Origin of the sequence: Methylobacterium sp. Leaf102 (genome assembly GCF_001422425.1) — a bacterium.
Classification (GTDB): domain Bacteria; phylum Pseudomonadota; class Alphaproteobacteria; order Rhizobiales; family Beijerinckiaceae; genus Methylobacterium.
The window spans coordinates 184,375-209,726 of sequence record NZ_LMMX01000040.1; the positions used below are offsets into that span (position 1 = coordinate 184,375).

Genomic DNA, 25,352 nt, shown 5'->3' on the forward strand with positions numbered 1-25,352 from the left:
CTCCTTGCGGGCCGGGAAGGTGTTTGAGGGCCAAGACGAGACGCGAGTTCACCCCCGAGTTCAAACGCGCGGCGGTGGCCCTGCTGGACAGCAGCGGCCGGCCGCAGATGCAGATCGCAGCCGAGTTCTGGACCCAACCCTCGATGCTGAGGCTGTGGCGCTCGGCGCTGATGGGTGGCTCCCCACCACCGCGGAGAGCAGGGTCACCGGGAGCCGCGCCTGCGAGCCCGGTGGCGTCCCCCTCCGACCAAGCCGCTGAGATCGCCCGTCTGCGGCGTGAACTCGACCGGACGCGCATGGAGCGCGACGTCCTAGAAAAAGCGATCGGCATCTTCGCGCAGATGCCCAAGTGACGTTTGCCTTCATCGAGCAGCATGCGAGCACCTGGCCGGTGCGTCTCATGTGCCGCGTGCTCGAAGTCTCTNCGGCATCTTCGCGCAGATGCCCAAGTGACGTTTGCCTTCATCGAGCAGCATGCGAGCACCTGGCCGGTGCGTCTCATGTGCCGCGTGCTCGAAGTCTCTCCCAGCGGCGACTACGGCTGGCGGTCACGCCCCGAGAGCGCCCGGTCAGCGTCGAACCGTCAGCTCTTGGCCGACGTCCAGCGTATCCATGCCGGGCATCATAGGCGCTACGGCTCACCTCGGGTGCATGCCGCGCTGCGCGCGGAGGGCCGAACAGCCAGTCGCGGACTCGTGGAGCGCCTCATGCGCCGCCAAGGCATCCGGGCCCTGGCTGGGCATCGGTTCCGGCCCTGCACGACCGACAGCCGTCACGATCTGCCGGTCGCACCCGACCTCCTGAAGCAGCTCTTCTCGGCTGCCCTGCCCAACACGGTCTGGCTGGCGGACATCACCGACCACACCCGAGCAGGCCGGGCGGAACGCGAGCTAAACCCACGCCCGTCGAAACGGGGGAGGATCACTGGCGCCGCGAGGGCTGTGCTCGTCCGTTTGCGCCGCGCAGCACCGTCATCGGGCAGACGTCTTTGCGCCGCGCCAGCGCCCTTACGCTCTCTGCACGTGTCTGAATCGCGCGGCGGACTGCCGCCGTGGCGGTGGCGCTTCCATCGAAAACCCGCCCCCACAGCCTATCCCTCGCGATAGGGTGCTCGACCGTATCGCCAAATCGCGGGATCAAAGACCTTCCGAACCGCACGCAGTGAGCTGTCCGCCCGTTCGAATAGGATGCAGCGTTCGCGCTCCGGTGGAGGGGGCGGTCCCTCACGCCATTCCGTCTCACCCTACCGGAACAGTGCGTCGAACAGGTTCTGTGGCGGCGGCGACGACGGGGGGGCCGGTGCCGGGCCTTCGTTCGATGGGAAGAACTTTCGCGAGGGCTTCTGCTTCGGCTGGACCGGCACGCCGCGCGGCGCTTCGACGTCCACCTGACCGTTGGGGTTGACCTGCTGGGCCGTCCGCGTCGCGTCCTGACCACCGCGCTGGCGCCGGGATTTTTCAGGTTTCGACGCCAGAACTGGCGTATCCTCCTGCTCCTTCGCCTCGGCGATCACGTCGGAGCCGCCTTTACAATCCACGAGCCAGACGTCGTAGATCGGGTGCTCGATGGCGTGCAGGCCGGGGCTCGCCGCAAACATCCAGCCGGTGAAGATGCGGCGGTACTTGCTGTCGAGGGTGACCTCGTCGACCTCGAGGAAGCCCGTGGTCTTCGGGCTTTCCGTCGGCGGCCGGCTGTAGCAGACGCGCGGGGTGAGCTGGAGCGCGCCGAACTGCACGGTCTCGTCCACCGCCACCTCGAACGACACGATGCGGCCGGTGATTTTGTCGAGGCCCGAGAACACCGCGGTCGGGTTCTTGATCTTGTCGGCCCCGGCCGGGAGCGCGGAGAAGGTCAGGGCCGGAATGGCGAAGAGCGCGGCGAGGAGGCCGGATCGCGAAACGCGTGCGGTGCTGCGGCTCACGGCTCGCTCCCTTGTGACGGCGCGCCACGAGGCGATGACGACGCGACCCGCGGTTAAGCGTGCAACATTGGTGGAAAAAGGGCCGTGTCCGGCCCGAAGCTCACGCGCCCGGATTCCAGGGTGCGTAATCGCCCGTCGCCGCCGGGCGCTGGCCCGTGCTGAGCTGAGACCCCTTGGGGCGGTAGGCGCCGAGGGTGCCCGTAAGGTTCTCCACGTGGGGCTTCTGCCACTCGCGCGGGGTGTAGGATTCCTCGCTCGGCGGTACGTCGGCGTTGTGGCACAGCCACGAGCGCCAGCCGGGGGGCACCTTCGAGGCGTCGGCGTAGCCGTTATAGACCACCCATCGCCGCTCCGGCCCCACCGACCGGTCGATGAGGGGCCCAAGCGCCCGGTAATAGGTGTTGCCGCCTTCGTCCGTGCCGACGAACTGCCCTTTGCGTGCCGTGTAGAGGGCAAGCGACATGGTCTGCCCGTTCCACCAGGTGAAAATCCGCAGGAGCGTGTCCTTGAGAGCCATCGCGTTCGCCTGAAAGGGCCTTGGGGGCCGCCGGTCCGTCATTCGCGCGGGACTATGGTGAGGCGCTGCCCCCAAGTCCAGTCGGGGTACCCGCCTGCGCCCGGATTGTCACACCCCGGCGGCGTTAACCATTGCGTATGCCCGGCCCGGCTCGTCCCAACCTGTGCGCCATCAGAATCCTCGCGGCGATTCCGCGAGCGCCAAAGAGCACTTATCCGAAAGCCGCGGATATCCACAGGATTTAGGGCGCCGACACAACATCTAGTCAGGAACATAGCCGACGCACACAAGTTGTTGACGTGAGGGTCCTCGACGCGCTAGCTTTCGGATGTCGCCGAAGCGATCCGGTCCCTCGGCGGTTCATCGATTTTGTCTGGTTTGAACAGCGTGGCGCGGGCGTTCGCGGTCGCTTGTCCTCGCCAGCCCAGCATCACAACCCTGGCGCCATCGCGCGCTTGGCGGGAGACAGGTTTCATGCGGTTCGAGCGTCGCCTCACCACGGCCGGGCAATCCCCCTACGCCACGATTCCATTCCGCAAGACCCTGAGCGAGATCCGCAATCCGGACGGCTCGGTGGTGTTCCGCCTGGAGGGCATCGAGGTGCCCGAGAGCTGGAGCCAGGTCGCCAGCGACGTGCTGGCTCAAAAGTACTTCCGCAAGGCTGGCGTGCCGGCTCGCCTGAAAAAGGTCGAGGAGAACGACGTCCCGTCCTTCCTATGGCGTTCCGTGGCCGACGAGGCGGCTTTGACCGAGGTGCCCGAGGCCGAGCGCTACGTCTCGGAAGTGTCGTCGACGCAGGTCTTCGATCGCCTCGCCGGCTGCTGGACCTATTGGGGCTGGAAGGGCGGCTACTTCACCAGCGAAGACGACGCCTCCGCGTTCCTCGACGAGCTGCGCTTCATGCTCGCCCGCCAGATGGTGGCGCCGAACTCCCCGCAATGGTTCAACACCGGACTGCATTGGGCCTACGGCATCGATGGTCCGGCGCAGGGTCATTATTACGTTGATTATCGCACCGGTGAGCTGACGAAATCCGCCTCGTCTTACGAGCATCCGCAGCCGCACGCCTGCTTCATCCAGGGCGTGCAGGACGACCTCGTCAACGAGGGCGGGATCATGGACCTGTGGGTCCGCGAAGCCCGCTTGTTCAAGTACGGCTCCGGCACCGGCTCGAACTTCTCCATGCTGCGCGGCGAGAACGAGAAGCTCGGCGGCGGCGGCAAGTCGTCGGGCCTGATGTCGTTCCTGAAGATCGGCGACCGGGCGGCCGGCGCCATCAAGTCCGGCGGCACCACGCGGCGCGCGGCCAAGATGGTCATCGTCGACATCGACCACCCGGATATCGAGACCTACATCGACTGGAAGGTGAAGGAGGAGCAGAAGGTCGCCGCCTTGGTGACCGGCTCCAAGATCGTCTCCAAGCACCTCACCGCGGTCATGAAGGCCTGCACCCAGTGCGAGGCCGAGGGCGACGCCTGCTTCGATCCCGAGCGCAACCCGGTCCTGAAGAAGGCCGTGAAGGCCGCCCGCAAGGACATGGTGCCGGATTCCTACACCAAGCGGGTGATCCAGTTCGCCCGCCAAGGCTTCACCAAGATCGAGTTCCCCGTCTACGACACCGATTGGGACTCGGAGGCCTACCTCACGGTGGCCGGCCAGAACTCGAACAACTCCGTCTCCCTCACCGACGACTTTTTGCGCGCGGTTGAAGCGGATGCCCCTTGGGAGTTGAAGGCCCGCACGACGGGAAAGACCACGAAAACCCTGCCGGCGCGTGAGCTGTGGGACAAGATCGGCGAAGCCGCCTGGGCCTCCGCCGACCCAGGCCTGCACTTCAACACCACCATGAACGACTGGCACACCTGCCCGGCGGGCGGGCGCATCCGCGCCTCGAACCCGTGCTCGGAGTACATGTTCCTCGACGACACCGCCTGCAACCTGGCCTCGGCCAACCTGCTGACGATGTACGACCGCGCCACGAACCACTTCGACGTTGCCGCCTTCGAGCATCTCAACCGCCTCTGGACGGTGGTCCTCGAGATCTCCGTGATGATGGCGCAGTTCCCCTCGAAGGAAATCGCCGAGCTCTCGTTCCGCTATCGGACGCTGGGTCTGGGCTACGCCAATATCGGCGGCCTGCTGATGAGCATGGGCCTGCCCTACGACTCTGATAAGGGCCGGGCGCTCGCCGGGTCGCTCACCGCAATCATGACGGGTGTATCCTACGCGACCTCGGCCGAGATGGCCGGCGAACTCGGGGCCTTCCCGGCCTACGAGGAGAACGCCGACGCCATGCTCAAGGTGATCCGCAACCATCGCCGCGCCGCCTACGGCGAGGCCGAGGGCTACGAGTTCCTGTCGATCGCCCCGGTGCCCCTGGATCTCGCCAACATCCCCCAAGCCGATCTTGCGGAGCGTGCCCGCCACGCCTGGGACCGCGCCCTCAAGCTCGGCGAGGAGCATGGGTATCGGAACGCGCAGGCGACCGTGATCGCGCCCACCGGCACCATCGGCCTCGTCATGGATTGCGACACGACAGGCATCGAGCCCGACTTCGCCCTCGTGAAGTTCAAGAAGCTCGCCGGCGGCGGCTACTTCAAGATCATCAACCGCGCCGTGCCGGACGCCTTGCGGACCCTGGGCTACCGCGAATCCGAGATTGCCGAGATCGAGGCCTACGCCGTCGGCCACGGCTCCATGGGCCAGGCCCCGGCCATCAACCCGGGCAGCTTGCGCGCCAAGGGCTTCACCGACGAGAAGCTCTCGGCCATAGAGGCGGGGCTGAAGCAGGCCTTCGACATCAAGTTCGTGTTCAACCGTTGGACGCTGGGCGACGCTTTTCTCACGGACGTGCTCGAGGTCCCGGCTGATAAGCTCTCCGACCCGACCTTCGAGATCCTGCCGTTCCTCGGCTATTCGAAGAAGGACATCGAGGCGGCCAACACCCATATCTGCGGTGCCATGACCCTGGAGGGCGCCCCGTTCCTCAAGATCGAGCACTACGCCGTGTTCGATTGCGCCAACCCGTGCGGCCGCATCGGCAAGCGCTACCTCTCCGTGGAGAGCCACATCCGCATGATGGCGGCGGCGCAGCCCTTCATCTCGGGCGCCATCTCCAAGACCATCAACATGCCGAACGACGCCACCGTCGAGGATTGCAAGAACGCGTACAAGCTGTCCTGGACCCTAGCGCTGAAGGCCAACGCCCTCTACCGCGACGGTTCCAAGCTGTCCCAGCCCCTGAACTCGGCGCTCATCGCCGACGAGGAGGAGGATGCCGAGGAGGTGATCGAAGCGCTCGTCGCCCAGCCGGCTACGGCGAAGGCGGCGCAGCTCGCGGAGAAGATCGTCGAGCGGGTCATCGAGCGCGTCGAGCGCATCCGGTCGCGCGAAAAGCTGCCCGACCGTCGCAAGGGCTACACCCAGAAGGCGGTGGTCGGCGGCCACAAGGTCTATCTGCGCACTGGCGAGTATCATGACGGCCGCATCGGAGAGATCTTCATCGACATGCACAAGGAGGGCGCCGCCTTCCGCTCGTTGATGAACAATTTCGCCATCGCGATCTCCATCGGCCTCCAGTACGGCGTGCCCATGGAAGAATACGTCGACGCCTTCACCTTCACCCGATTCGAGCCGGCGGGCTTCGTGCAGGGTAACGACGCCATCAAGAACGCCACTTCGATCCTCGACTACGTCTTCCGCGAGCTCGCCATCTCGTATCTCGGCCGCATGGATCTCGCCCATGTCGACCCGTCCGAGATCGGCAACACGGTCATGGGCAAGGGCGAGGGCGAGGGTGCGCGCGGCGACAAGCCCGACGCCGTCGCGGCCAACGTGGTCTCCCGTGGCCTCCTGCGTGGATCGGCCGATCGGCTCACCCTGATCCAGGGCGGTCCGGCCGGCGGCGCGGTCGGGGTGGGAGCGTCCTCGGCCGGCGTCACAACTCCGGCAGGCGGCGTGGTCCATGCAATGCGCGGTGCCACGGCGTTGAAGTCCGAACCGATCCCGGCCGGCATCGCAGAGACATTGGTCGAGGCACTACCCTTCGCCAAACCCGAGCGTACGGTCTCCGACCGCCGCGCGGAGGCGAAAATGAAGGGTTATGTCGGCGAGGCCTGCCCCGAATGCGCGAACTTCACCCTCGTGCGAAACGGAACCTGCCTCAAATGCGACACGTGCGGCTCGACCACGGGTTGCTCGTGACGTCGTGACGGACATGACTCATGACGAGCAGCATAACATTTCGTTTTTCGCGGTGTTTCTGACTATTAATGTGAAGCGAACCATAGAATTGACCTACGGAACCATAGTCGGGGTCATTTCGAAGCATTGTAAGTGTCCGGCGACAGATAGTATTAGTCCTCGGACGCTAAGTTGGTGTTCGAACGAACCATAGTAGTGGGAAAGCGCGATTGAGAGAGGCCTGGGCGACGCTCGCCCGGCCATCAGTAGAATAGGTTACGTCGAACGGTGATCGGCGGGCAGACTCAGCGGTCTGTCTGCCGCATCGATTCCGGGGCAGACTTGTATCGCGGGGCCGGAGAAGGAGCCCCGATGACCCCACCGTCTGTCAGGCGGATCGTTCATACTGCTTGCGGGGGCGCAAACCCCGCAGAGATCAACCTGTACTGGCCAGCGTTTCGGGCCGCTCTCTTCGGACCTTGGGTTCGAGGTCTCGCCGCTGCGGCGCTGTTTTTTCCAGCGCCGCCGCTACCGGATCGTAGCCGGCCCCTGCGCTACCGGGGCAGGCTCTCGCATGACGAGGGCACGTATGAACGCCGACATCGGTGTATCGCAGGAGCGACTGCGTGAGTTTTGGACGGGGATCGTCGAGCGCGGCGGCCTGGCGAGGCAGGACCCGCGGCAGATCGTGGCCGGTTGCCGTCGGCTTCACCCGCGGAGGCATGAGCGCCTCCGCGGCGACCTGGTTATCCATCTCGCGGAGCGGGCCGAACGCGTCCTCCGCGCCCTCGCGGGAGCCGGCCTGCGGCACGGCGGCGAAGATCCGGTCGGCGACGTCGTGGACGCGATGGTCGAGGCCGTCCTCGACCCGAGCTCGGCGGACGGGGCTGGCTTCGAGCAGTCGTTTCGCGGCAAGCTGCAGCACCGCCTTATCGACAAAATTCGCCGGGGTAAGGTTCGCCGTGACATCGAACAGCCCGCCGTCTGCGACGCCGAGGGCCAGCCGGTCGATCCCATCGATGGATCGTCGCTTGGGCCGGAGGACGAGGCCATGATCCAGTCGGTCCTCGCCCAGCTGCCGGAAAAGCATCGCTTGGCGTTCAAGCTGTTTCGCCAAGGGTTTGACTTTAGCTCAAAGGCGGACAAGAGCATCGCCGGAATGCTGAATATCACGCCGAAGACTGCGAAAGAATGGGTCGATCGCGCGAGGGAGCGCATCGCCCATGAACTCGGTCGCACGCCATGAGCAAACGCCCTGAGGACCTGGAGGACGTGCTGATCCGCTTCCACGAAGCGGTCGAGGCAGTCACCCCGGAGTTGATCCGAGCCTGGACGACGCGCTATCCGCACTTTGCCGACGCAATCCGGGCCGAGGCGCTGGAGATCCTCGATCTCGACCACGGAGGGCTTCCACATGTCGCCAAGCCCGCCGTGCGTGACTATGTGGGCAAGGTCCGCAACGCGGCCCGCCGCGCGGCCGAGCGTGCGGACCCCGTCGACGTGCCGGATCTGCGCGGAGCCCTCGATCAGCACCATACAGACGTGCGGACCTTCGCCGGCACACTTGGCATCGCACGATCAATCATCGCCGACATCAGCACCGGGCAGATCGTCCCATCGACGATCAAGCCGCGATTCCGGCGCTTGGGTGCCGAACGCCTCGGATGCGCCCGCGCGTGGTTCGAGGCCGTCTTAGAGAACTCTCAGCCCCGCACCATAACGGCGGCGTTCAAGGCGTCCGACCTCCCCACGACGGGGCGGGCGCGGACCTGGGAGGAAGCGATTCGCGCGTCGAGTATGCCGGAGGACCGCAAGGCGTTCTGGCTCGCGGACGAGGCGTAGGCGGGTGGACGCTTGGCGCGGCATCCGGGTCATCGCCCGGCAGGTGCACGCCGACGCCGCCGCGCGCGCGGTCGATGGGACGGCGGCAGCGCTCGTCGCGGCGGCGCTCGAACTGGCCGACCTCGAGGTCGATACGCTCGAACCTGGAGCCGTGTACGGCCCCGAGGTAGTCGGCGTCCTTGAGCGGGGCGATGGGTTCGTCCGCCTCGCCGTGGGCCTCGACGCGGGATGGCGCACCGTCGTCACCGCGCACGAGATCGGGCACTTCCACCTGCACGACGAGCGACAATCCCTCGTGCGCACAGCCGAGCCCGGTTTCGGCGGCCAGGCATTCGAGACCGGGGTGGAGCGGATCGTTGCCTACTCGCCGCGCGAGCGGCGCGAGACACAGGCCGACGTATTCGCACAGGAGTTTCTGCTGCCGGCCGACCTGCTGCGCCAGCGCCTGGTGCGCGACCGGCAGACGCCCTCGCAGATCGCGGGAGAGGTCGGGCTTCCACTGCCGTTCGTGACGATGCAGGCGATCCGGGCATTGCTGCTGCCGCCGTTGCCTGCCCCCGGCGCGGCAGAGGAACCGCCGCCGGCGATCCCGCTCGACCCGGACCAGCGGGCCGCCGCGGAATGGGACGAGCGGCCCCTCATCCTCGACGCCGGGCCGGGCACCGGTAAGACGCGCACGCTCGTGGGGCGGATCGAGTACCTCCTCGGCATCGGCGTTCAGCCGTGGGAGATCCTCGCGCTCACCTTCTCGAACAAGGCGGCTGCGGAGATGCGCGAGCGGGTCGAGCGCCTCGACGCGGCCGCGGCCGCGCAGATGTGGATCGGCACCTTCCACGCGTTCGGCCTGGAGATCCTGCGCCTGTATGCGGCGCAGGCGGGGCTGCGCGCCGACTTCGACGTCCTCGACGAGGCGCACGGGCTTGGCCTGCTCGAAGATATACTGCCGGACCTCAAGCTCCGGCATTTTCAGAATCTGTGGGATCCGACGCTCGAGCTGCGCCCGATCCTCCGGGCGATCTCGCGCGCGAAGGACGAGATGGTCGGCCCAGCCGCGTACCTTGCGGCGGCCGAGGCGGCGCTGGCTGCGGCCGAGACACAGGAGGCCGTCGAGGCGGCCGAGAAGGCGGTCGAGGTCGGCGGCGTCTACACGGCGTACCAAGAGGCGCTCGATGCCAGGGGCGCGGTCGACTTCGGCGACCTCGTCGGCAAGGCGGCCAGGGTCCTCGCCGACCATGCAGGGGCGAGGGCGACCGTCCGGGACCGCCACCGGTGGATCCTCGTGGACGAGTACCAGGACGTGAACGCGGCCGGCACCGCGCTGCTGGACCAGATTGCGGTCGACGGGCGGCGCGTCTGGGCCGTGGCCGACCCGCGGCAATCGATCTACCGGTTCCGCGGCGCGGCCCCGGCCAACGCGGCTGGCTTCGCGTCCCGCTACCCGGACGGGCAGAGCCGTTCGCTCACCACGAACTACCGCTCGGGCGAGGCGGTGGTGAAGCTGTTCGAACACTACGGGCGGGACATCGCTGCGGCCCCCAAGCCACCGGTCGAATGGCATCCCCACCGGGGGGCGGTGGGGTACGTCGACCATCTGCAGGCCGAGGATCTGCGCTCGGAAGCCTACGCAGTGCGCGACCAGATCGAACGGTTCAAGGCCGAGGAAATCCCCTACGACCGGCAGGCCATCCTGGCGCGGACCCACCTGTGCCTCGCCCGGTTCGGCCGGCTGCTCCAGGAGTTCGACGTCCCGATCCTCTACCTCGGCGACCTGTTCGAGCGGCCGGAGATTCGGGACCTGCTCTCCGTCGTGTCGCTCGGGGCCGACGCGGACGCGGCCGGGCTGATCCGCGTGGCGCAGCTGCCGGAGTATGGCGCGACGCGCGCGGACGCGCTCGTAGCGATCCGGGAGGCGGACGCCGCGCGCCAGGATATCCTCGCGGTGTGCGCGCGGGCCGAGGCGATCGAGGGGTTCACGGATGCGGGTCGCGCGGGCCTGATTCGGCTGGCCGGTCAGCTCACGGGGGTCAACCGGGGTACGACGGCCTGGCGTATGCTTGTGGGCTACCTGTTCGAGGGTAGCGGCTATCTCCGGCGCTTCGTCGAAGACCCGAGCGTCCGGTCACAGCAGTGCCTCGTCGCGATCTACCAACTGCTCAAGTTCGCCCGCGAGCACGCCGACGCCACCGGCGGGCGGGGCGGGCGGCGCGCGTTCCTGGAGCGGATCCGCCGCATCGAGCGCCTCGACGACGATCGCGCGTTCCGCGTCGTGCCGCCGGAGGCCGACGGAATCCCCGCGGTGCGCATGATGACCGTGCACGCGGCCAAGGGCTTGGAGTTCGAGGCCGTGCACCTGCCTCAAGTGGCCACGCGCTACGTGCCGGGCAAACGCCAGAGTGTGCGCTGCCCCGCCCCGGCCGGAATGGAGCATCTCGCGATTGGTCCGACTGACCACGACGCCGAAGAGGAGTGCCTCTTCTTCGTCGCCCTGTCGCGGGCGCGGGACGTCCTCTCGATTACGAGCGCCAAGCGCTATACGGCGAAGGCGACCTGCAACCCGTCGAAGTACCTCAAGGGCCTCGGGGCGCGGCTGCCGAAGCTACGGGCCGCGCCGACGGTCGCCCCGGGGACGCGGCCTGTCGAGGTTGTGGCCGTCGTACCCGTGGACGCCCACGACGGGCGCGACCTGCTGATCTGGACGAAGTGCCCGGCGCGCTACCGCTACGAGGTGCTGGATGACCTCGGCGACCGGAGCGCGGCCGGGGCCTACCTCGCGTTCCACCGGTGCGTGCGGGCGACCATCGACTGGATCTCCACCCAGCAAGCCGGGGGCGAGGCCGTGGATCCGGCCGCAGCTCGCCAGCGCCTCACCGAGGTCTGGGCCGAGCGCGGGCCCGTCGACCACGGTTTCGAGCCGGTCTACCGCGCCGCCGCCGAGACCATGGTCGAGAACGCCCTCGCGCTGCTCGACGACGGTGGTCGGGCTGTAGACCGACGGTGGCATGCCGCCACCGCAGGCGGCACGATCGGCGTGCGCGCGGACCGCGTCGTGGAACGCCCAGACGGGAGCATCGTAGCGCAGGTCTACCGGACGGGACGCAAGTCGAAGAGCGAGGCGCAGAAAGCGATCTGGGAGCTCCTGGGCGAGGCACTCCGTCAGGCTCACCCCGACCGCACGGTCAGGCTACAGGCGGTCTACCCGGCCACCCCCGAGGCGGTGGACATCGACCCGGACCAGGGCGGCGCGGGCCTCGCCGCGTACGCCGATGCCATCGCCGGGATTGGGGCCGGTCGCTTCCCGCCGACCCCTTCGGGGGATTGTCCCACCTGCCGGTTCTACTTCGTCTGCACCGCCGAAGATTCTTTTTAGCCCGACTACCGAATCGCCGTCCCCGGCCGCGCTGGAGGGATCAGAAGGGCGGCCGCAGGGCCGCCCACGGGCGGCGAGAGTGCGATGCACGGACACGGAGAGGACCGCGTGGCGGTCCAGATCGGCGACGAGAACCTGAACTTCACCGAGGTCCGCCTCACGGACCCGGTACCCACGGGGCGGCAGATCATCAAGGCGGCAGGCAAGCACCCCGTCGACGAATACGCCGCCCTCGCCCTGTTGCCGGACAACGCGCTGGAGCCGCTGCGGCTCGACGAGACCTTCGACCTGCGCCACCACGGTGTCGAGCGGTTCCTGGTTTGCCGCAGCGACACCCTCTACCGCTTTTTCATCAACGGGCAGGATCAGGAGTGGCCCGTCCGCCGGATCACGGGCGTTGTCCTGAAGACGCTCGCCGGTGTCGATCCCGCCGCCTTCGATGTGTACCTCGTCCTGCCCGGGGCCGACGACGTCCGCGTGGCCGATCACGAGATGTTCGACCTCGCGCGGGAGGGGGTCGAGCACTTTCAAGCGGTAGAGCGGCGGCCCCCCGCCGCCCGCGACATCACCCTCAAGGTGGTCGTCAACGGCACCGAGATCGCGCTCGAGGTCCTTCCGGCCACACCGCTCACGCAGGTCCGCACCGAGGCGCTGCGGAAGTCCGAGAACGTCGGACGGCCCGAGGACGAGTGGCAGCTTAAAGACGAGCACGGCACCCCGTACGACCTGACGCAGACCGTCGCTGGCGTCGGGCTGCACGATGGCGACCTCGTTTGGTTGAGCCTCAAGGCAGGGGTCGCCGGGTGAGCGGCCCGCAGACCGTCGACCCCGCGGTCTCCCGCGCGAAGTTCGCGCGGGAGGTCACCGCCTATCGGGCCCTGGACGGGACCTACCGCAAGCGCGGCCAGATCCTGCTCGACGCTGAGTTCCCCGAGGTATGCGTGATGTTCGCAACCCCCAAGCTGCGCCCGTCACCCATCGTCGCCTGCGTGGTCGTCGATTTCACTGATTATGACGTCCAGCCGCTGTCGGTGCGCTTTGTCGACCCTTTCACCCGCGCGCCGATCAAGGCGAGCGAGCTCAGCATCAACATGCTGCGCCGGCCACCGATGCCGCCGGGGATGCCAAAGGAGATGTACCTCCAGCTCATGCAGATGGGCCAGATGACGCCGACGGACTTGATGCAGTTCAACTCGCCCGACGACCCGCCATTCCTGTGCCTGCCCCGCGTCCGAGAATACCACGACAACCCCGCGCACACAGGTGACGCATGGCTTCTGCACCGCCGCTCTGGCGAAGGCTCCTTGGCCTTCATCCTCGACACGATCTGGAGCCACGGGGTCAACCCGATCGAGCACTACCAGCTGGTCGCGCAGATGCCGGCAATCGGGATGGGGTTAAACCTCGAACGCGTCCCAGAATGAGCGGGCTCGCGGCGGTGCGGGCGGTCTCGCTCCCCCGGGCATGCGCGGACGCGGCCCAGGAGCACATGCGCTTGGTCGGCCGCACTGGCCATGAAGGGCTGGCTCTTTGGGTAGGCCGCCAGGACGGCGAGCGGTTCGCGGTCGAGGAGACCTGGGTCCCAGCCCAGCGCCACGTCCGCACTGACGACGGCGTCTGCGTCTGCATCGGCCCGGACGAACTCCACCGCATCAACGTCCGGCTCCACCGCGAGAAGCTCGTCCTCCTGGGGCAGGTCCACAGCCACCCGGGCCGGGCCTACCACTCGGACACCGACGACGCCTTCGCGATCGCAACCGCAATCGGCAGCCTGTCACTCGTCGTGCCCAACTACGCGGCCCGCCCGTTCGCGCTCGCCGACACCGCCGCCTACCGGCTCGACGCCCGCGCCCATTGGGCGCGGGTCCCCGCGGGCGCGCTGGCGCAACTCATCACCATCACGGGTTGATCATGGCCCTCGCAAACTTCTTCGACCGCGCCGCCACCGCCGCTTCGCAGGTCCTGGCGGGCTTCGGCACGGCCGCCTTCTCGGAGCGGCTTCGGGCGCAAGTCGTCGGTCTCGCCTTCGACGGGGAGGCCGCGCGCTCGCAGGAAGGCGCGGCCCTGCTCGACCTTACGGTCCGCCTGCTCGCCCGCCTGTACCCGATTCTCATGATCCACGCCCTTGACGGCAACGCCGCCGAACGCGTCGCCGAGCTGTCCGGCCTCGCGCGAGCGATCAACCCCGCCATCGATTTGGGGAGCGATGTCGGGCGGGCGAGCGTCACCGTCTGCGTCGGCCGCACCGCGTTGGCCATCCCGGGCCGGGCGCTGTTCGCGGGGTCGGACGGCTGGATCGCGCGTTTCTCCCCGACCGCCCCGGTCGGGTGCGGGCCTAGCGCTAACCCGTTCGGTGCGGGGGGCGCGGCCTGCATAGCGGCCGCGAACGTGTTTCGGGCCGTGTTCGCCGACCAGATCCCTGGCGGGGGCCTTGACGGAGAGATCGCCCTTGACCTGCGCGATTACCGCCCGGCCGCGCCGGGGGCCGCGGGCTGCGAGGTCGGCCCCGTCGACCTGGGCGAGGCACATCTCGTCGGCCTCGGGGCCATCGGCAACGGGGCCGTGTGGGCGCTCGCCCGACTGCCCGCCCTGACTGGAACGCTGCATCTGGTCGACCACGAGGCCGTCGACCTGTCGAACCTGCAGCGCTACGCAATGGCGGTGCAGACCGACGTCGAACGCGCGAAGGTCGAAGTCGCCGCCAGCGTGCTGGCTCGCCCGGGGCTGCGCGTGGCACCTCACCGCGCGACGTGGGCCGAGTATCTCGCCGCGCGGGACGACTGGCGACTGGATCGGGTTGCCGTCGCCCTGGACACGGCGCGCGACCGCGTCGCGGTCCAGGGTGCCCTTCCCCGGTGGATCGTCAACGCCTGGACCCAGGAGGGCGACCTTGGCGTCTCACGCCACGGGTTCGCGAACGGCAAGCCCTGCCTCTCCTGCCTCTATCTCCCCGCCGGCGCGGTGAAAGACGAGGATGATCGCATCGCTGAGGAACTGGGTATGCCCGAGGCGCAGCCGGAGGTGCGCCGGATGCTGCAGACCTCTGAACCCGTGACTGAAGTTTTCGTCGAGCGGATCGCCGCAGCGCTGGGCGTTCCACCTAATCCACTACGACCCTTCGCGGGGCAGCCATTGCGAAGCTTCTATCAGCACGCCCTGTGCGGCGGCGTGGTGTTCCAACTGACCGATGGCAGACGGCCGGTCGGAGCCACGGTACCGATGGCGTTCCAGTCGGCGCTCGCCGGAATCATGCTCGCTGCCGACCTCGTGAAGCATGCCCGGGGCGAACCCGATGAGCCAACGGTCGCCACGCGCATCAATTTGCTCAAACGCCTCGGCACCCACCTTGCCGACCCACACGCGCGCGATACCACCGGCCGCTGCATCTGCGGAGATGCTGACTTCAGGGCTGCTTTTGAGGCCAAGTACTCATCTGCCCACCGTTCAGCGGGGTGAGTCTACCGGTGGAGGTCGTGCGGGTGTTGCCGGACGAAACGGACCGGACTCGAAGCTGCCGCGGAGACGCGATCACGTGTACGGGCTGAACATAGACCGCTGCACGGCGGGGAGGATCACATCGCCCCAGTCGCAGCCCAGGCTCCGCGGCCTCTCCTTGCCGTTGGGGGTGTAGATTTGCACCCCTTTCGCCGCGCGCAACCCGACGAGAGCCTCGGAGACGCGCGCGACCGTTGCGGGCGTCATGTTGCAGATCTCGGTGAACAGGGTGCCAACCGTGACGCCGCCGTCCGCAACCCGATGTGGGTCGCAGATGCTGTCCGGCAACACCTGCCACGCGTGCAGGTTCGATGTCGCGCATCGCGATCGGCTTCCCGCGGCGGTCCCACCGGCCGTGTACGACTTGCAGACCCACCTGCTCGCTGTGCTTGCGAACGACCCGGGTGGGGCATCGTACCGGGCGGGCGCGTCTTGTCGCGTAGCAGGCCCTCGACACCCGCCTCGGCGTAGCGCTGCTGGCAGCGCCACACGGCCGGCGGCTGACGCCCGCCCGTCGGGCGACATCCTCGACACTCAGGCGCTCGGCCCAAAGCAGAACTCTGCGGGCGCGCTGGATGTGCTTGATGGGACAGGAGCGGTACTTGGCGATCGCAGCTAGCCGTGCCGTGTCGGTTGCATTTAGGAGAACGCATACTGTCTAAGCCATCGCCTAGACTCGCATGGCTCGCTGTCAGCGAGAATCCTCCGTCCGGATCACTTCACTAGAATAAAGATTTCATGATTTTGGCTTGTTATTTCGGACAATACTCCAAGCATCGCTCAACGAATGCTCGCGATAAGACGATATTGGGCTTGTTCTTTCCCTGTTTGACGCCGTATGTAAAAATCAGAATGCCCAGATTCGTGACCGCTGCACTCAACTTGGGATTGAGGGTGGGACTCTCCGGTATGAGGAGCGCTTGCGCCGGGCAGGTTTTGATACTGGTCAGTCTGGGGTAGAGGAGGAGCTGCCCGACAGCCTCGTAGATGCACTGCGCAGACGTGCCCGTCTTGATCTCGATCAGCAAGTTCGCCGGTCCGATCATGCCATCGACGCAATATCCGCCTTCTGCTGGCTTTGTGAGATCGACGCCGATGATCTTTTTGATTTCTTCGTAGACATAGCCCTGCAGTTTGACGACTTCTTTCAATCCGCCAGTAACCTCATAAGTTACAATCGAGCCTTTTTCGTCTGCACCATAGGTCGGTCTCTTCCGATTGCCGATCGGATCAGGGCCGGGTGACGTTCTGCCGTCAGCAAGGCTTCGAGCCTGCATGCAGGCATTCGCGAAAGCAGCCGTTTGTGTCAGGATCGTCTTTGGGTCCGAACTTAAACTGGCGACCACGTAATAGCGTCTCTCGGAATCAGCTCCATCGACGGTCAGAGGGCTCGGCCGCAATCCGGTCAGTTCCTCGAAATGGTCCTTGATGAAGCCCGATATCTTGTTGGGTTGCAGGCGGCCTTCCCGGAGGAGGTGCGATCGTCCGTCGTCGTCGACGGCAAGCACCGTGGTTGGCCCCTTGTCCGCCCTTGGGCCCTTGGGCGTCACGATCTTTACTGCGGACGAACCGGTATCCGGGTCGTATCCCAGCATGATCTGGTTGGTGATTTCCCCCGGCTGCCCATGTCCGTAGTTGGTGAAATAAACGCCACTTCCCTCGATATGCCAACCATCATCGACTTGCTTGGCATTGGCGGTCAACGTGTCGGCCCAATGCCGGAAAGCAGCATCGCATCGGGACTGATCGGTTACTAGTTGCATGATCGCGTCCCGGCTCTGCCTCAAGGTCGACGAGCACCGTGCGTCGCGTGCTCGCCCGAGACAACCCCATCCGACCCGAGCGATCCTGCACCTTCGATTCAACCGCCTTTCGATGTGTGGGAGCGCGAGCGTTCTTCGATCTGTCCTCGACTACACTTGAACGCCACTTGCTGTCCCTGGAGCGGCCTGCGGTGCGCATTTCCCCCAGCACGGCGATATCCGAGCTCACCGCCAGAGGACTGAGAGGATCACGGCAGGGAGAGGAAGAGATCTTCGCTTCAGCGTCTTGCCACGCGGATGCGGACCGTCTCAGACCCACCCAACCCTGTCGTCCTGGATTTTAGCGCGGGCAATCGACCTGCACTCGGCTCTCCGATTCAGGCACTACCGGAAAGCCACACGGACCTTGAATCGGCGATGTCCGATGGACGCGATGCACGAACCTTGGCACCCATGGCGCAGCTCCGCATGGAACGTACCCTCCTGCCATGTCCTACGTCTCGTCCACCATCGGCCGCGTGCTCGACGACATCAACCGCAGCTACTTCCTGCCGGCCATACAGCGACCGTACGTCTGGCAGCCCGAGCAGATCGTCGCCCTGTTCGACTCCCTCCTGAAGGGCTACCCGATCTCCTCCTTCCTGTTCTGGGAGATCCGGCCCGAACGCCGGGCCGACTGGGAGATCTACAAGTTCATCGAGAACTTCCGCCACGGCGACACCCACAACGAGATGGCCGAGCCCGATGGGCGCGACGTCAAGCTCGTGCTCGACGGGCAGCAGCGCCTGACCTCGCTGCTCATCGGCCTGCGCGGCACGTACTCGGTGCGCACCAGGTACGGCCGGCGGCACAACCCCGACGCCTGGAGCAGGCAGCGCCTCTACCTAGACCTCCTCAAGGACCCTGCGGTCGACGACGAGGTGTCCGACGACGAGGACCTCGGCATCACCTACGGCCTGCGCTTCTTCGAGACCGAGCCAAAGAGCGACGCACGGCACCACTGGTTCAAGGTCGGGCGCATCCTCGACTGCATCGGCGACGATGCCTTCGATCGCTTGAGGGACGAGGTGGTCGATGCCCTGCCCGACGCGTCCACGAAGGCGCAGGGCAGGATCGTCGAGAAGACCCTCGACCGGCTCTACCGCATGGTGTGGAAGGACGGGGTCATCGCCTACTACACGGAGAAGGACCAGTCCTACGACCGCGTGCTCGACATCTTCATCCGCGCCAACGACGGCGGAACGAAGCTGAGTAAGTCCGACCTCCTCCTGTCGATGATCACCGCGCAGTGGCAGGGCGTCAGCGCCCGCCAGGAGATCTACGGCTTCGTCGACCACCTCAACGAGGGGCTCGGCGCGAAAAACCGGCTCGACAAGGACTTCGTGATGAAGTCCTGCCTCGTGCTCTGCGACCTGGACCAGCGCTACAAGGTTGCCAACTTCACGACCTCCAACCTCGCCCGCATCGAGGCAAACTGGACGCGCATCAAAGCGAGCCTCGAGGCGACGCTGCGGCTCGTGAACCGCTTAGGCATCGACGGGGAGACGCTGACGTCGCTCAACGCGCTCCTGCCGATCGCCTACTACCTCCACGGGGTCGGCGGCGGCAGCCTGGACGGCACGACGCCGTTCGAGGCGGCAAACGCCCGGCATATCCACCGGTGGCTGCTCGGCAGCCTGCTGAACGGCGTGTTCGGCGGCAGCTCCGACCGGACGATCGGCGCGGCGCGCGCGATCCTGCAGGAGGCGCTGAAGGACGGGCGGGACTTCCCCCACCGCGCCCTCGTGCAGGGTCTCGCCTCGCGCGGGCGGGCGATCGCCTTCGACGACAACAATATCGAGGGTGTCCTCGACGTCGGCTACGGGAAGCGCACCTGCTTCCTGGCGCTGTCGCTCCTCTACGACACGCAGGCCTGGGGTTCGACGCCGCACCACGTCGACCACATCATCCCGCGCTCGCTCGCCGACCGGAAGGCGCTGATGGCGCAGAACCTGTCGGAGCCGCTGATCCAACGCATCCTCGACAGCGTGAACCGGCTCGGGAACCTGGAGCTGCTGCTCGCGCGCGAGAACCTCGAGAAGAGCAACCTGCCGTTCGAGCAGTGGCTGCGCACCCGCGATGGGACGTTCCTCGACCGGCACCTGATCCCGAGGGATCCGGCGCTCTGGCAGGTGGGCGCGCTGCCAGAGTTCGTCGCCGCGCGCGAGGAGCTGATCCGGCAGCGCCTGCGGGGGCTCGACCTCGATCCGGCCGGCATCGTGCCGCCCGCACCCGTCACCACGACCGGGAGTGCGGCGGGAAACTGATCAGCGGTGATGCCGAGACCACCCCCGGCATCACCGCTGCCATCGCACGAACTGACCCACCGAGCTCGCCGCAACCTGCGCTCGTCGCACTGCCGGGTACGGCGTGCGGACCGGGAGACCTCGTGCGCATCGCTGCGGACGGCGAGCGCTTCGTGCCGCACCGCTTCCGCGACGGCCTCCTGCGAGTGGCCGATCCGGCCCTCGGCAAGGTCAAGCACCACGCCGCCAACCAGATCGCCGTGCGCGAGGACGAGGTCGTCGCCTACCTGCGGCGCGGGTTCCTGCTGCGCATGCGCGGCGAGCGGAGCGGACAGGTCAACCTGATCGCGGCCGCGGAAATCGTGCAGGTTGCTTGACCCGCGCCCACCGGACAGCGCTAACCGGCCCGGGATCGTCTCAACGCCGGATCATGTCGCTCAAGGAGAACTCCGCTTGCGGAACCGCGAAGCGCTCTGGTGGCGACCTCACCGAGCGGATGCGTTCCGGCGCGACGGGGCAGACGACCGTGAAGGCGTTCCGGAACACGGTACCATATCGGCCCGCGATGACGGTCCGATTGCCGTGGTGAGCCTCAATGACAGCGGGATCGGGGATGGCGAGGGGTCGTGTCCCCTGGCGTGGGAGACCGATCGCTGCGCCGCCTTCGCGGCCGCCATTGAGCGACTGCATGGCTGTCCGATGGCTCTGAAAGCCGCTTTAGGCCGCATGACGCCACCCGTACCGATCAAGCAGTGTATGGCTCAGGAAAAATGATGGATCCTTGCGGAGATCTGCTGTGAATTGCGTGCTTGGGCACTTGTCGGGCTGAAGCGAAGCAATCAGCATTCGTTCTGGCCGTCTCGCCAGACCTGCCGTCGGGTCAAAGTGGACATATGTTGCTTGCTCGATCCTCCGCTGCGGGGTCGATGCGTAATCGACGGACATCGACCCGTAACGGGCAAGGATCGACCCATGACAGCCATTGCACTCACGCAGCATGGTCTGCGCACGATGAAACGCGCCCTGGCCCCGAGCTTCCCAGCCTGCGGCTCATCTCACCTAAGCGAAGCCCTGGCTGCAGGTCTCGGGTTTCGCACACAGGCTTCACTCCTCGCTCGCATCACGGAGACCAGTGAGAGTGATCCCGACCATATCCTCCTGAACGAGGAAGCCTTTGCCTCCAGATTGAACCAACTCACCGGCACCTCGGTCACGGACACCAAAATCATCACCGACCAGTTTGCGCGCCAGCATCACCAGCCGGAGAACGGTATCTTCCGGACTCGGTCCTCCCGCTGGGACACGGTGAGATACCGATCAAAACGCGATCGGGGCTGGCGCAATCTACTGGTCGCCGCCATCAATGCTGGCATCGCGCAACGGCTCTTCACGATCCGACCAGGAGATAACCGCTGGCCGGATGCAGTTGGATCCGATGAGCGGGGCTTCGGGCCGACCCACGTCTACCGCTTCACAATCGGAGACATCCCGGCCATTGCCTCGGTCTCGGACGCCGGCTGGGACGAGCTGTCGATCCATGTCGCTCTGTGGCCGACAGCTGATGCGGACCGCTGGATCCGCTGCTCAAACGCTGGCCTGATGGCTGGAGAAGCTTGTGCGACGAGTTGGCTTGAGCGCCAGAAGGGGGTCTGGCTTCAAGTCGCCACCGACAAGTTCTTCGCCTGCCGAAAAAAGCGTCTCGACACAGTCGCGGCGCTGGAGGTTCCTCCGCTCTGTTTCGGCGATCGCGGTAGCTTCTGCCTGTAAGCGGCTACCTCAGGACGCCGGCTTTGGCACGTCGATCCGCGCAAAGATCGGCGTGTCAAGGTCGACATCCGCCTTCTGTGTTCGCCTCGAGACCAACCGGACGCATCGAACGGATCGCTCCCAGCGCTAAAGGTTGCGATTCTCCTTTTATTTGAAGCGATCATGGTGAACCAGGCGGCTGGGTTTGGTTGTGCGCGACCCCTCCGGGAAATGCATCAGAGGTTTGACAACGTGCGCCCGCGGGCTGCCTCAAGGACCTCGTGCGCTGGAGCAGCGATCCAGGTATTGCCGCCGATCTCTGCCTCAGTTTCCGGCCAATCCCCGACAATCCGGCAGCCCAGCGTGTAGCCCAGCCAGCGGGGATACCGGCCGTCGACGCCATAGAATCATGCGGCGTGGTCGTGACCGTTGCCGGCATCCGGATACGAATGACAGGGACGCCGATGAAGGACGCGACCTTGCATTGGGTCGAGCCCTCATTGCGACCGTGCCCTGATGCTCGCGCCTCGGGCTGATGTCGGTATGCTCGTCCGGCTGTACGGCATCCTGAGTGGCTGCTCGCGCGCGCCTCCACACCTTCAAACGCGCCGCTACGCTAATTGATCAGGCAAAACCCAACGCCGGAGCCAACCCGCTGGCTCGCCGGGCACCACGGCCCGTGTTCGCGTTCGGCATCCTCGCCATTGGCTAAGGCGATGGGACCCGGAACCGCGTTTGATCCCGACCTGGAGACATCGGCCTTGTGAACGCCACGGAGCGTGACGGCAGCGCCGGCGGCACCGAGCCCGATGACACCGCCATCGCGGTAAGAAAGGTTGTTCGTGCGAATGCCGTCTGGTCGGGTCCGCACGTGGGGAGCGACGTATGTACCCCGCTGTGTGACGTAGCCTCGGACGGGAACCGAGCCAAGGGATCCACCACCCCGGCCAGCTCTTGCGTCCGCCGGGAACGGTAGCGTGCACAACGCGACCGTGGTGAGACCGATCAGAAAACGCACGAACATGGGTAGCTCCTCGGCATGAGGAACTTTTCCACGAAAAATCTAAATTCGCGTCTCGTATAGTCTCTCGAATTTTAGCGGTTGCGACAAGGAAATGCTCCACACCCGCTTGGGGCCTATGGCAGGTGCTCGATTTGTGCTGAAACATGGATGACGAAAGCCGCGTGGCGAGACGGGGTCCGCATCGGGTACGCTGCAGCGACGGGGGCATCGACACTTGGGACAGGTCTGGGACGGCATCACCCAAAGTGGTACGGTCAGCGAGGGCGGCACTGCCATTCGCCACCAGCTTGCTGACGCCGCGAAGATTTATGACTGGCCTACGGTGTTGGGGATCCTGCGCGAGCATCCTGCCTTGATCAACACGACCCGCCCGGGCGGTTCGTCCCTGTTTGCCCCTCTCCACCAGGCAGCACATGGGAATGCGCCAGACGCTGTCTGCGAGGAGCTCGTCCGCCTCGGTGCATGGCGCATGTTGCAGAATGCCCGCGGCGAGCGAGCAGTCGATGTCGCCGAGCGATGCGGGAACACCAGAGCGGTCGCCGCTCTGCGCCCGGTTCTGCGGCGGCGCGTTCCTGCCGGCGTGCTAGCGACGATCCAGGCGCATTTCCACGACGTAATCCGCGGGCGTGCGGCCGATCTCGTTGACCGCGCTCGCCTCAGGCTGCCCGAGCTTGCGCCCCTGCTGGAAATGCCGGCCGGGGAGGAGCCGATCTGGTTCGCCGTACCGGGAATGTACGGCGGCTTTGCCCACGAGCTTCGCTCCGATGGCGTCGATGCGCTTCTCATCTCAACGAGCTGGTCCCGCGTCGTCGGCGGCTCGGGGCAGAGGCACGAGATCACGTCGAGCGGCAGCCGATTAGTTGAGGAAGGCTTCGTGTAAATAGTATGCGCGGGGTGACCCCGTACCGACGCGCCATCGAGCAACCGGGGCAGAATCCTGCTGATCCACTGACATCGACGCCAGGATCGCAGTGAGGCCTGCGGATTGCGGGATGCTAACCAGCGCAGCCGTCACCATAGGCGAACCCTCTGCGGTGCCTCCGCCGAAATGTTAAGCTTCGGACGGCACCGTCTTGGCGATTCTCGTTCCCACCCCGACCTGATTTGGACTCGATCATGGATACCCTGTCTCAGCGTCCACGTGAGGACCTAGCCAAAGACTGGCATCCCGCTGACGCAGCATGTGACGGGCAGCAGAACGAGAGTGTCTCGATGGCTCCTTCAAAAAGCCCGTCGCCGACGCCCGCCGTCGCTACGGAAGGCCTACGCAAAGATAAGGCTCTGATTGCTCTGGCCGACCGGGGCGGTAACGTCGCCCAGTTCGTGAGCTTCGTTCCCACACCCCAAGGGTCGTTGGACGTGGCCTACTCGCGGGTCGCGGGCTTTGCAGCCGATTATCCCTTTCCCGACGTTGCAACAGCGTTGCGCGTCCTACTCGAGCGCAGCCCAGCGCGAAGCATCAATCTGCGCAGCTACACGCCGGACAGTCCGCGGAGCCGGACCTTCCTGTATGGACTCACCGACGCGGACGCCGCGCTTGAGGCCGCCGAAGGTCTTGCGGGCGAGGGGCTTTATGTCATCGCGAACGAGACCATCGACATTCACGACGGCGGTGTCTCAGGGGTCGTCCTGAGTGACATGATCGAATTTGCCCCAGACGATACACCGCGTTGCGTCGAGAAGCCAGGTGTAGCGTCACTGCCTCTCGCGTGGGGCCGCTCCCTGCTGCAGACCGTTTACGGCTTTGCTCCGGCGCTCGATGCCGGTGCCGGACGGCTCGAGTTCAGCATCCATCCTGAACGCCGCGGCTGGCGTCAGGATCACACGCTCGTCTGGGAATATGAGGACGACCATACCAGCGCGGCGAAGCCGTCGCTACATTGGCCGAACCGGTTCAGCCGTCTGATCGGCGACAAAGCGTTCGGCCTACTCGTCGCTCACGAGGCCGGCCTTCTGGTGCCGTGGACCACCGTCATCGGCCGGCGCGTGCCGCCATTCTCGTTCGGTACGCGGACAGGCGAGACAGAGGTCTGGATCCGGACCTGCCCGACTGAGCCCGAACCCGGACGCTATTCGACTTTCAAAGGCTGGCGCGATCCCTACCGCCTTCTCGCTGAGGAAGATCCAAACGGCGATCGCATCATGTCGGTCCTGCGGCAGGATGCAGTTCCGGCCCGCTACTCCGGAGCCGCGATCGTAGGCGGAGACGGCACTCTCGTCGTCGAAGGCTTGGCCGGTGAGGGCGATCGTCTGATGCTGGGCGAGCAACTGCCCGAAATGCTGCCTCAGACGGTGCGGGATGCCGTCACCACAGCTTATGCGCAGGCCGAACGGCTCCTGGGTCCGGTGCGCTTCGAATGGGTGTACGACGGCGTACGTCTTTGGATCGTGCAGCTACACGTCGGTGCAACCGTATCGCTGCCGGACGCTCTCGTCCCTGGAGAGGCTCAGAACTGGATGGAACTCGACGCGCAGACTCCGCTGCACGAGCTTCGTCAGCACTTGGCCTCGCTACCGCCGAATACCGGGTTGCGGCTCCTTGGTGTCGTCAACGCTACGAGCCATATTGCCGATCTTTTGCGTAAGGCAGGGGTGCCGACGCAGATCGTCAAACGGCAGCCGGCCTGAACCTCAGGACAGCCGAACGGCGTTCACGGACCATCGTCGGGCTGCGCCCGCGGGCTTCGCCAAAGTTCTTCTAGAACCTCGTCCGCTTTGATCCGGTGCACGGTCAGAACGTGATCGAGGATGGGTACGACGCGGTCCGGGATCACGACCTCGGCGACGGACTGTTTATGGCCCTGACGGCGTCTGTGAGGCTCAAGCGGAAATTCCGCGATCGGCGCGAAGGTGTGATTGCCCCGTCGGGCAATGCTCATGATCGTCGCGCCGCTGTTGATCGGGCTCAGCTGGATCACGTCCGCGTAGGCGTCGACGATGCTGCGCGTGTCGAGGGTCAGGACGGTCTGAACATCTTTTCGATATGCCCGTGCCTCGAGCAGTCCCCGCAATCTAGTGCGCAAAGGCCAGAAAAAGACGCGCTGATTGAGGGTGACATACCAGTCTGTCGGTGTCAGCCCGTCATCGAGGCAGCCAGTGAGCGCTACCTCACGTGACCTGACCGGTATTTTGGACCGAGCCAATTGGAAGGCTACTGCATGGTGGCGGCCATGGGTAGCCGGAAGGCCAGATCCGGGAGGGTGACAGGCG

General features: G+C 66.1%; 19 protein-coding genes and 4 pseudogenes. 15 read left to right on the forward strand and 8 right to left on the reverse strand.

Translation table 11 applies throughout. The annotated features are described in order from the left end of the window. Positions 1–23: 23 nt before the first annotated feature. Together ASF27_RS23305 and ASF27_RS23310 are read left to right on the forward strand one after the other, a co-directional pair. Positions 24–424, forward strand: a pseudogene (locus ASF27_RS23305) (transposase); the annotation flags it as partial. A 1-nt stretch (position 425) separates the two neighbouring features. Further along, positions 426–857: pseudogene (locus tag ASF27_RS23310) on the forward strand (IS3 family transposase); the annotation flags it as partial. 80 nt (positions 858–937) lie between these two features. Here ASF27_RS23310 and ASF27_RS23315 read toward each other — a convergent pair. The 3 genes and pseudogenes from ASF27_RS23315 to ASF27_RS20650 all read right to left on the reverse strand — a co-directional run. Then, a pseudogene (locus ASF27_RS23315) lies at positions 938–1,089 on the reverse strand (IS481 family transposase); the annotation flags it as partial. Between the two features lie 154 nt (positions 1,090–1,243). After that, the gene (locus tag ASF27_RS20645) at positions 1,244–1,864 is read right to left on the reverse strand and encodes a DUF2155 domain-containing protein (protein ID WP_056363168.1); all 621 of its coding nucleotides are present in this window, start codon (positions 1,862–1,864) and stop codon (positions 1,244–1,246) included. Between the two features lie 157 nt (positions 1,865–2,021). Beyond that, complete coding sequence (locus tag ASF27_RS20650) at positions 2,022–2,438, reverse strand: NADH:ubiquinone oxidoreductase subunit NDUFA12 (protein WP_056363059.1); 417 nt, start codon at positions 2,436–2,438, stop codon at positions 2,022–2,024. Positions 2,439–2,912: 474 nt separating this feature from the next. Between ASF27_RS20650 and ASF27_RS20655 the strand changes: the two genes are divergently transcribed. From ASF27_RS20655 to ASF27_RS20690, 8 genes are all read left to right on the forward strand, one after another. Then, positions 2,913–6,641 carry a vitamin B12-dependent ribonucleotide reductase gene (locus ASF27_RS20655; RefSeq protein WP_056363062.1) on the forward strand — a complete coding sequence of 1,243 codons (3,729 nt, stop codon included), beginning with the start codon at positions 2,913–2,915 and terminating at the stop codon, positions 6,639–6,641. 568 nt (positions 6,642–7,209) lie between these two features. After that, positions 7,210–7,866, forward strand: a complete 657-nt coding sequence (locus ASF27_RS20660) for a hypothetical protein (protein ID WP_056363065.1) — start codon at positions 7,210–7,212, stop codon at positions 7,864–7,866. Then, complete coding sequence (locus tag ASF27_RS20665) at positions 7,863–8,462, forward strand: hypothetical protein (protein ID WP_056363068.1); 600 nt, start codon at positions 7,863–7,865, stop codon at positions 8,460–8,462. The genes ASF27_RS20660 and ASF27_RS20665 overlap by 4 nt, the downstream gene beginning before the upstream one ends. Positions 8,463–8,466: 4 nt before the next feature. Continuing rightward, positions 8,467–11,829, forward strand: coding sequence for an ATP-dependent helicase (locus tag ASF27_RS20670; RefSeq protein WP_056363071.1), 3,363 nt, complete (start codon positions 8,467–8,469; stop codon positions 11,827–11,829). 108 nt (positions 11,830–11,937) lie between these two features. After that, positions 11,938–12,636, forward strand: a complete 699-nt coding sequence (locus tag ASF27_RS20675) for a multiubiquitin domain-containing protein (protein WP_162238661.1) — start codon at positions 11,938–11,940, stop codon at positions 12,634–12,636. Next, positions 12,633–13,253, forward strand: a complete 621-nt coding sequence (locus ASF27_RS20680) for a putative metal-binding protein (RefSeq protein WP_056363077.1) — start codon at positions 12,633–12,635, stop codon at positions 13,251–13,253. Before ASF27_RS20675 ends, ASF27_RS20680 begins: the two co-directional genes overlap by 4 nt. A gap of 65 nt (positions 13,254–13,318) precedes the next feature. Next, the gene (locus ASF27_RS20685; protein ID WP_244481081.1) at positions 13,319–13,738 is read left to right on the forward strand and encodes a Mov34/MPN/PAD-1 family protein; all 420 of its coding nucleotides are present in this window, start codon (positions 13,319–13,321) and stop codon (positions 13,736–13,738) included. A gap of 2 nt (positions 13,739–13,740) precedes the next feature. Further along, positions 13,741–15,285 (forward strand): E2 ligase fold family C protein, encoded by a 1,545-nt coding sequence (locus ASF27_RS20690; protein WP_056363084.1) that lies wholly within the window; start codon positions 13,741–13,743, stop codon positions 15,283–15,285. Positions 15,286–15,357: 72 nt separating this feature from the next. On the opposite strand, the gene ASF27_RS22525 is transcribed toward ASF27_RS20690, so the two are convergent. From ASF27_RS22525 to ASF27_RS22530, 3 genes and pseudogenes are all read right to left on the reverse strand, one after another. Continuing rightward, on the reverse strand, positions 15,358–15,612 hold the full coding sequence (locus tag ASF27_RS22525; RefSeq protein WP_156467593.1) for a hypothetical protein: 255 nt from the start codon (positions 15,610–15,612) through the stop codon (positions 15,358–15,360). A 128-nt stretch (positions 15,613–15,740) separates the two neighbouring features. Continuing rightward, positions 15,741–15,934, reverse strand: a pseudogene (locus ASF27_RS23320) (helix-turn-helix domain-containing protein); the annotation flags it as partial. A 142-nt stretch (positions 15,935–16,076) separates the two neighbouring features. Then, the gene (locus ASF27_RS22530) at positions 16,077–17,027 is read right to left on the reverse strand and encodes a hypothetical protein (protein WP_156467594.1); all 951 of its coding nucleotides are present in this window, start codon (positions 17,025–17,027) and stop codon (positions 16,077–16,079) included. 548 nt (positions 17,028–17,575) lie between these two features. Between ASF27_RS22530 and ASF27_RS20705 the strand changes: the two genes are divergently transcribed. Together ASF27_RS20705 and ASF27_RS20710 are read left to right on the forward strand one after the other, a co-directional pair. Continuing rightward, positions 17,576–19,393 carry a DUF262 domain-containing protein gene (locus ASF27_RS20705; RefSeq protein WP_056363094.1) on the forward strand — a complete coding sequence of 606 codons (1,818 nt, stop codon included), beginning with the start codon at positions 17,576–17,578 and terminating at the stop codon, positions 19,391–19,393. 122 nt (positions 19,394–19,515) lie between these two features. Further along, the gene (locus ASF27_RS20710; protein WP_056363097.1) at positions 19,516–19,749 is read left to right on the forward strand and encodes a hypothetical protein; all 234 of its coding nucleotides are present in this window, start codon (positions 19,516–19,518) and stop codon (positions 19,747–19,749) included. A 40-nt stretch (positions 19,750–19,789) separates the two neighbouring features. On the opposite strand, the gene ASF27_RS22535 is transcribed toward ASF27_RS20710, so the two are convergent. Continuing rightward, a complete protein-coding gene (locus ASF27_RS22535; protein WP_156467595.1) occupies positions 19,790–20,062 on the reverse strand; it encodes a hypothetical protein in 273 nt (90 codons plus the stop codon). A gap of 282 nt (positions 20,063–20,344) precedes the next feature. Here ASF27_RS22535 and ASF27_RS20715 point away from each other — a divergent pair, with 282 nt between their 5' ends. The 3 genes from ASF27_RS20715 to ASF27_RS20725 all read left to right on the forward strand — a co-directional run bounded on the left by ASF27_RS20715 (position 20,345) and on the right by ASF27_RS20725 (position 24,770). Beyond that, on the forward strand, positions 20,345–21,139 hold the full coding sequence (locus tag ASF27_RS20715) for a hypothetical protein (RefSeq protein ID WP_056363100.1): 795 nt from the start codon (positions 20,345–20,347) through the stop codon (positions 21,137–21,139). A gap of 1,217 nt (positions 21,140–22,356) precedes the next feature. Further along, positions 22,357–23,022: an ankyrin repeat domain-containing protein gene (locus ASF27_RS20720; protein ID WP_056363104.1), complete on the forward strand. Its 666-nt coding sequence runs from the start codon at positions 22,357–22,359 to the stop codon at positions 23,020–23,022. Between the two features lie 236 nt (positions 23,023–23,258). Further along, a complete protein-coding gene (locus tag ASF27_RS20725; RefSeq protein ID WP_244481080.1) occupies positions 23,259–24,770 on the forward strand; it encodes a hypothetical protein in 1,512 nt (503 codons plus the stop codon). Between the two features lie 23 nt (positions 24,771–24,793). Here the strand turns inward: ASF27_RS20725 and ASF27_RS22930 are convergent. After that, positions 24,794–25,352: hypothetical protein (locus ASF27_RS22930; RefSeq protein WP_210166288.1), on the reverse strand; the 559-nt coding region annotated here is incomplete at its 5' end.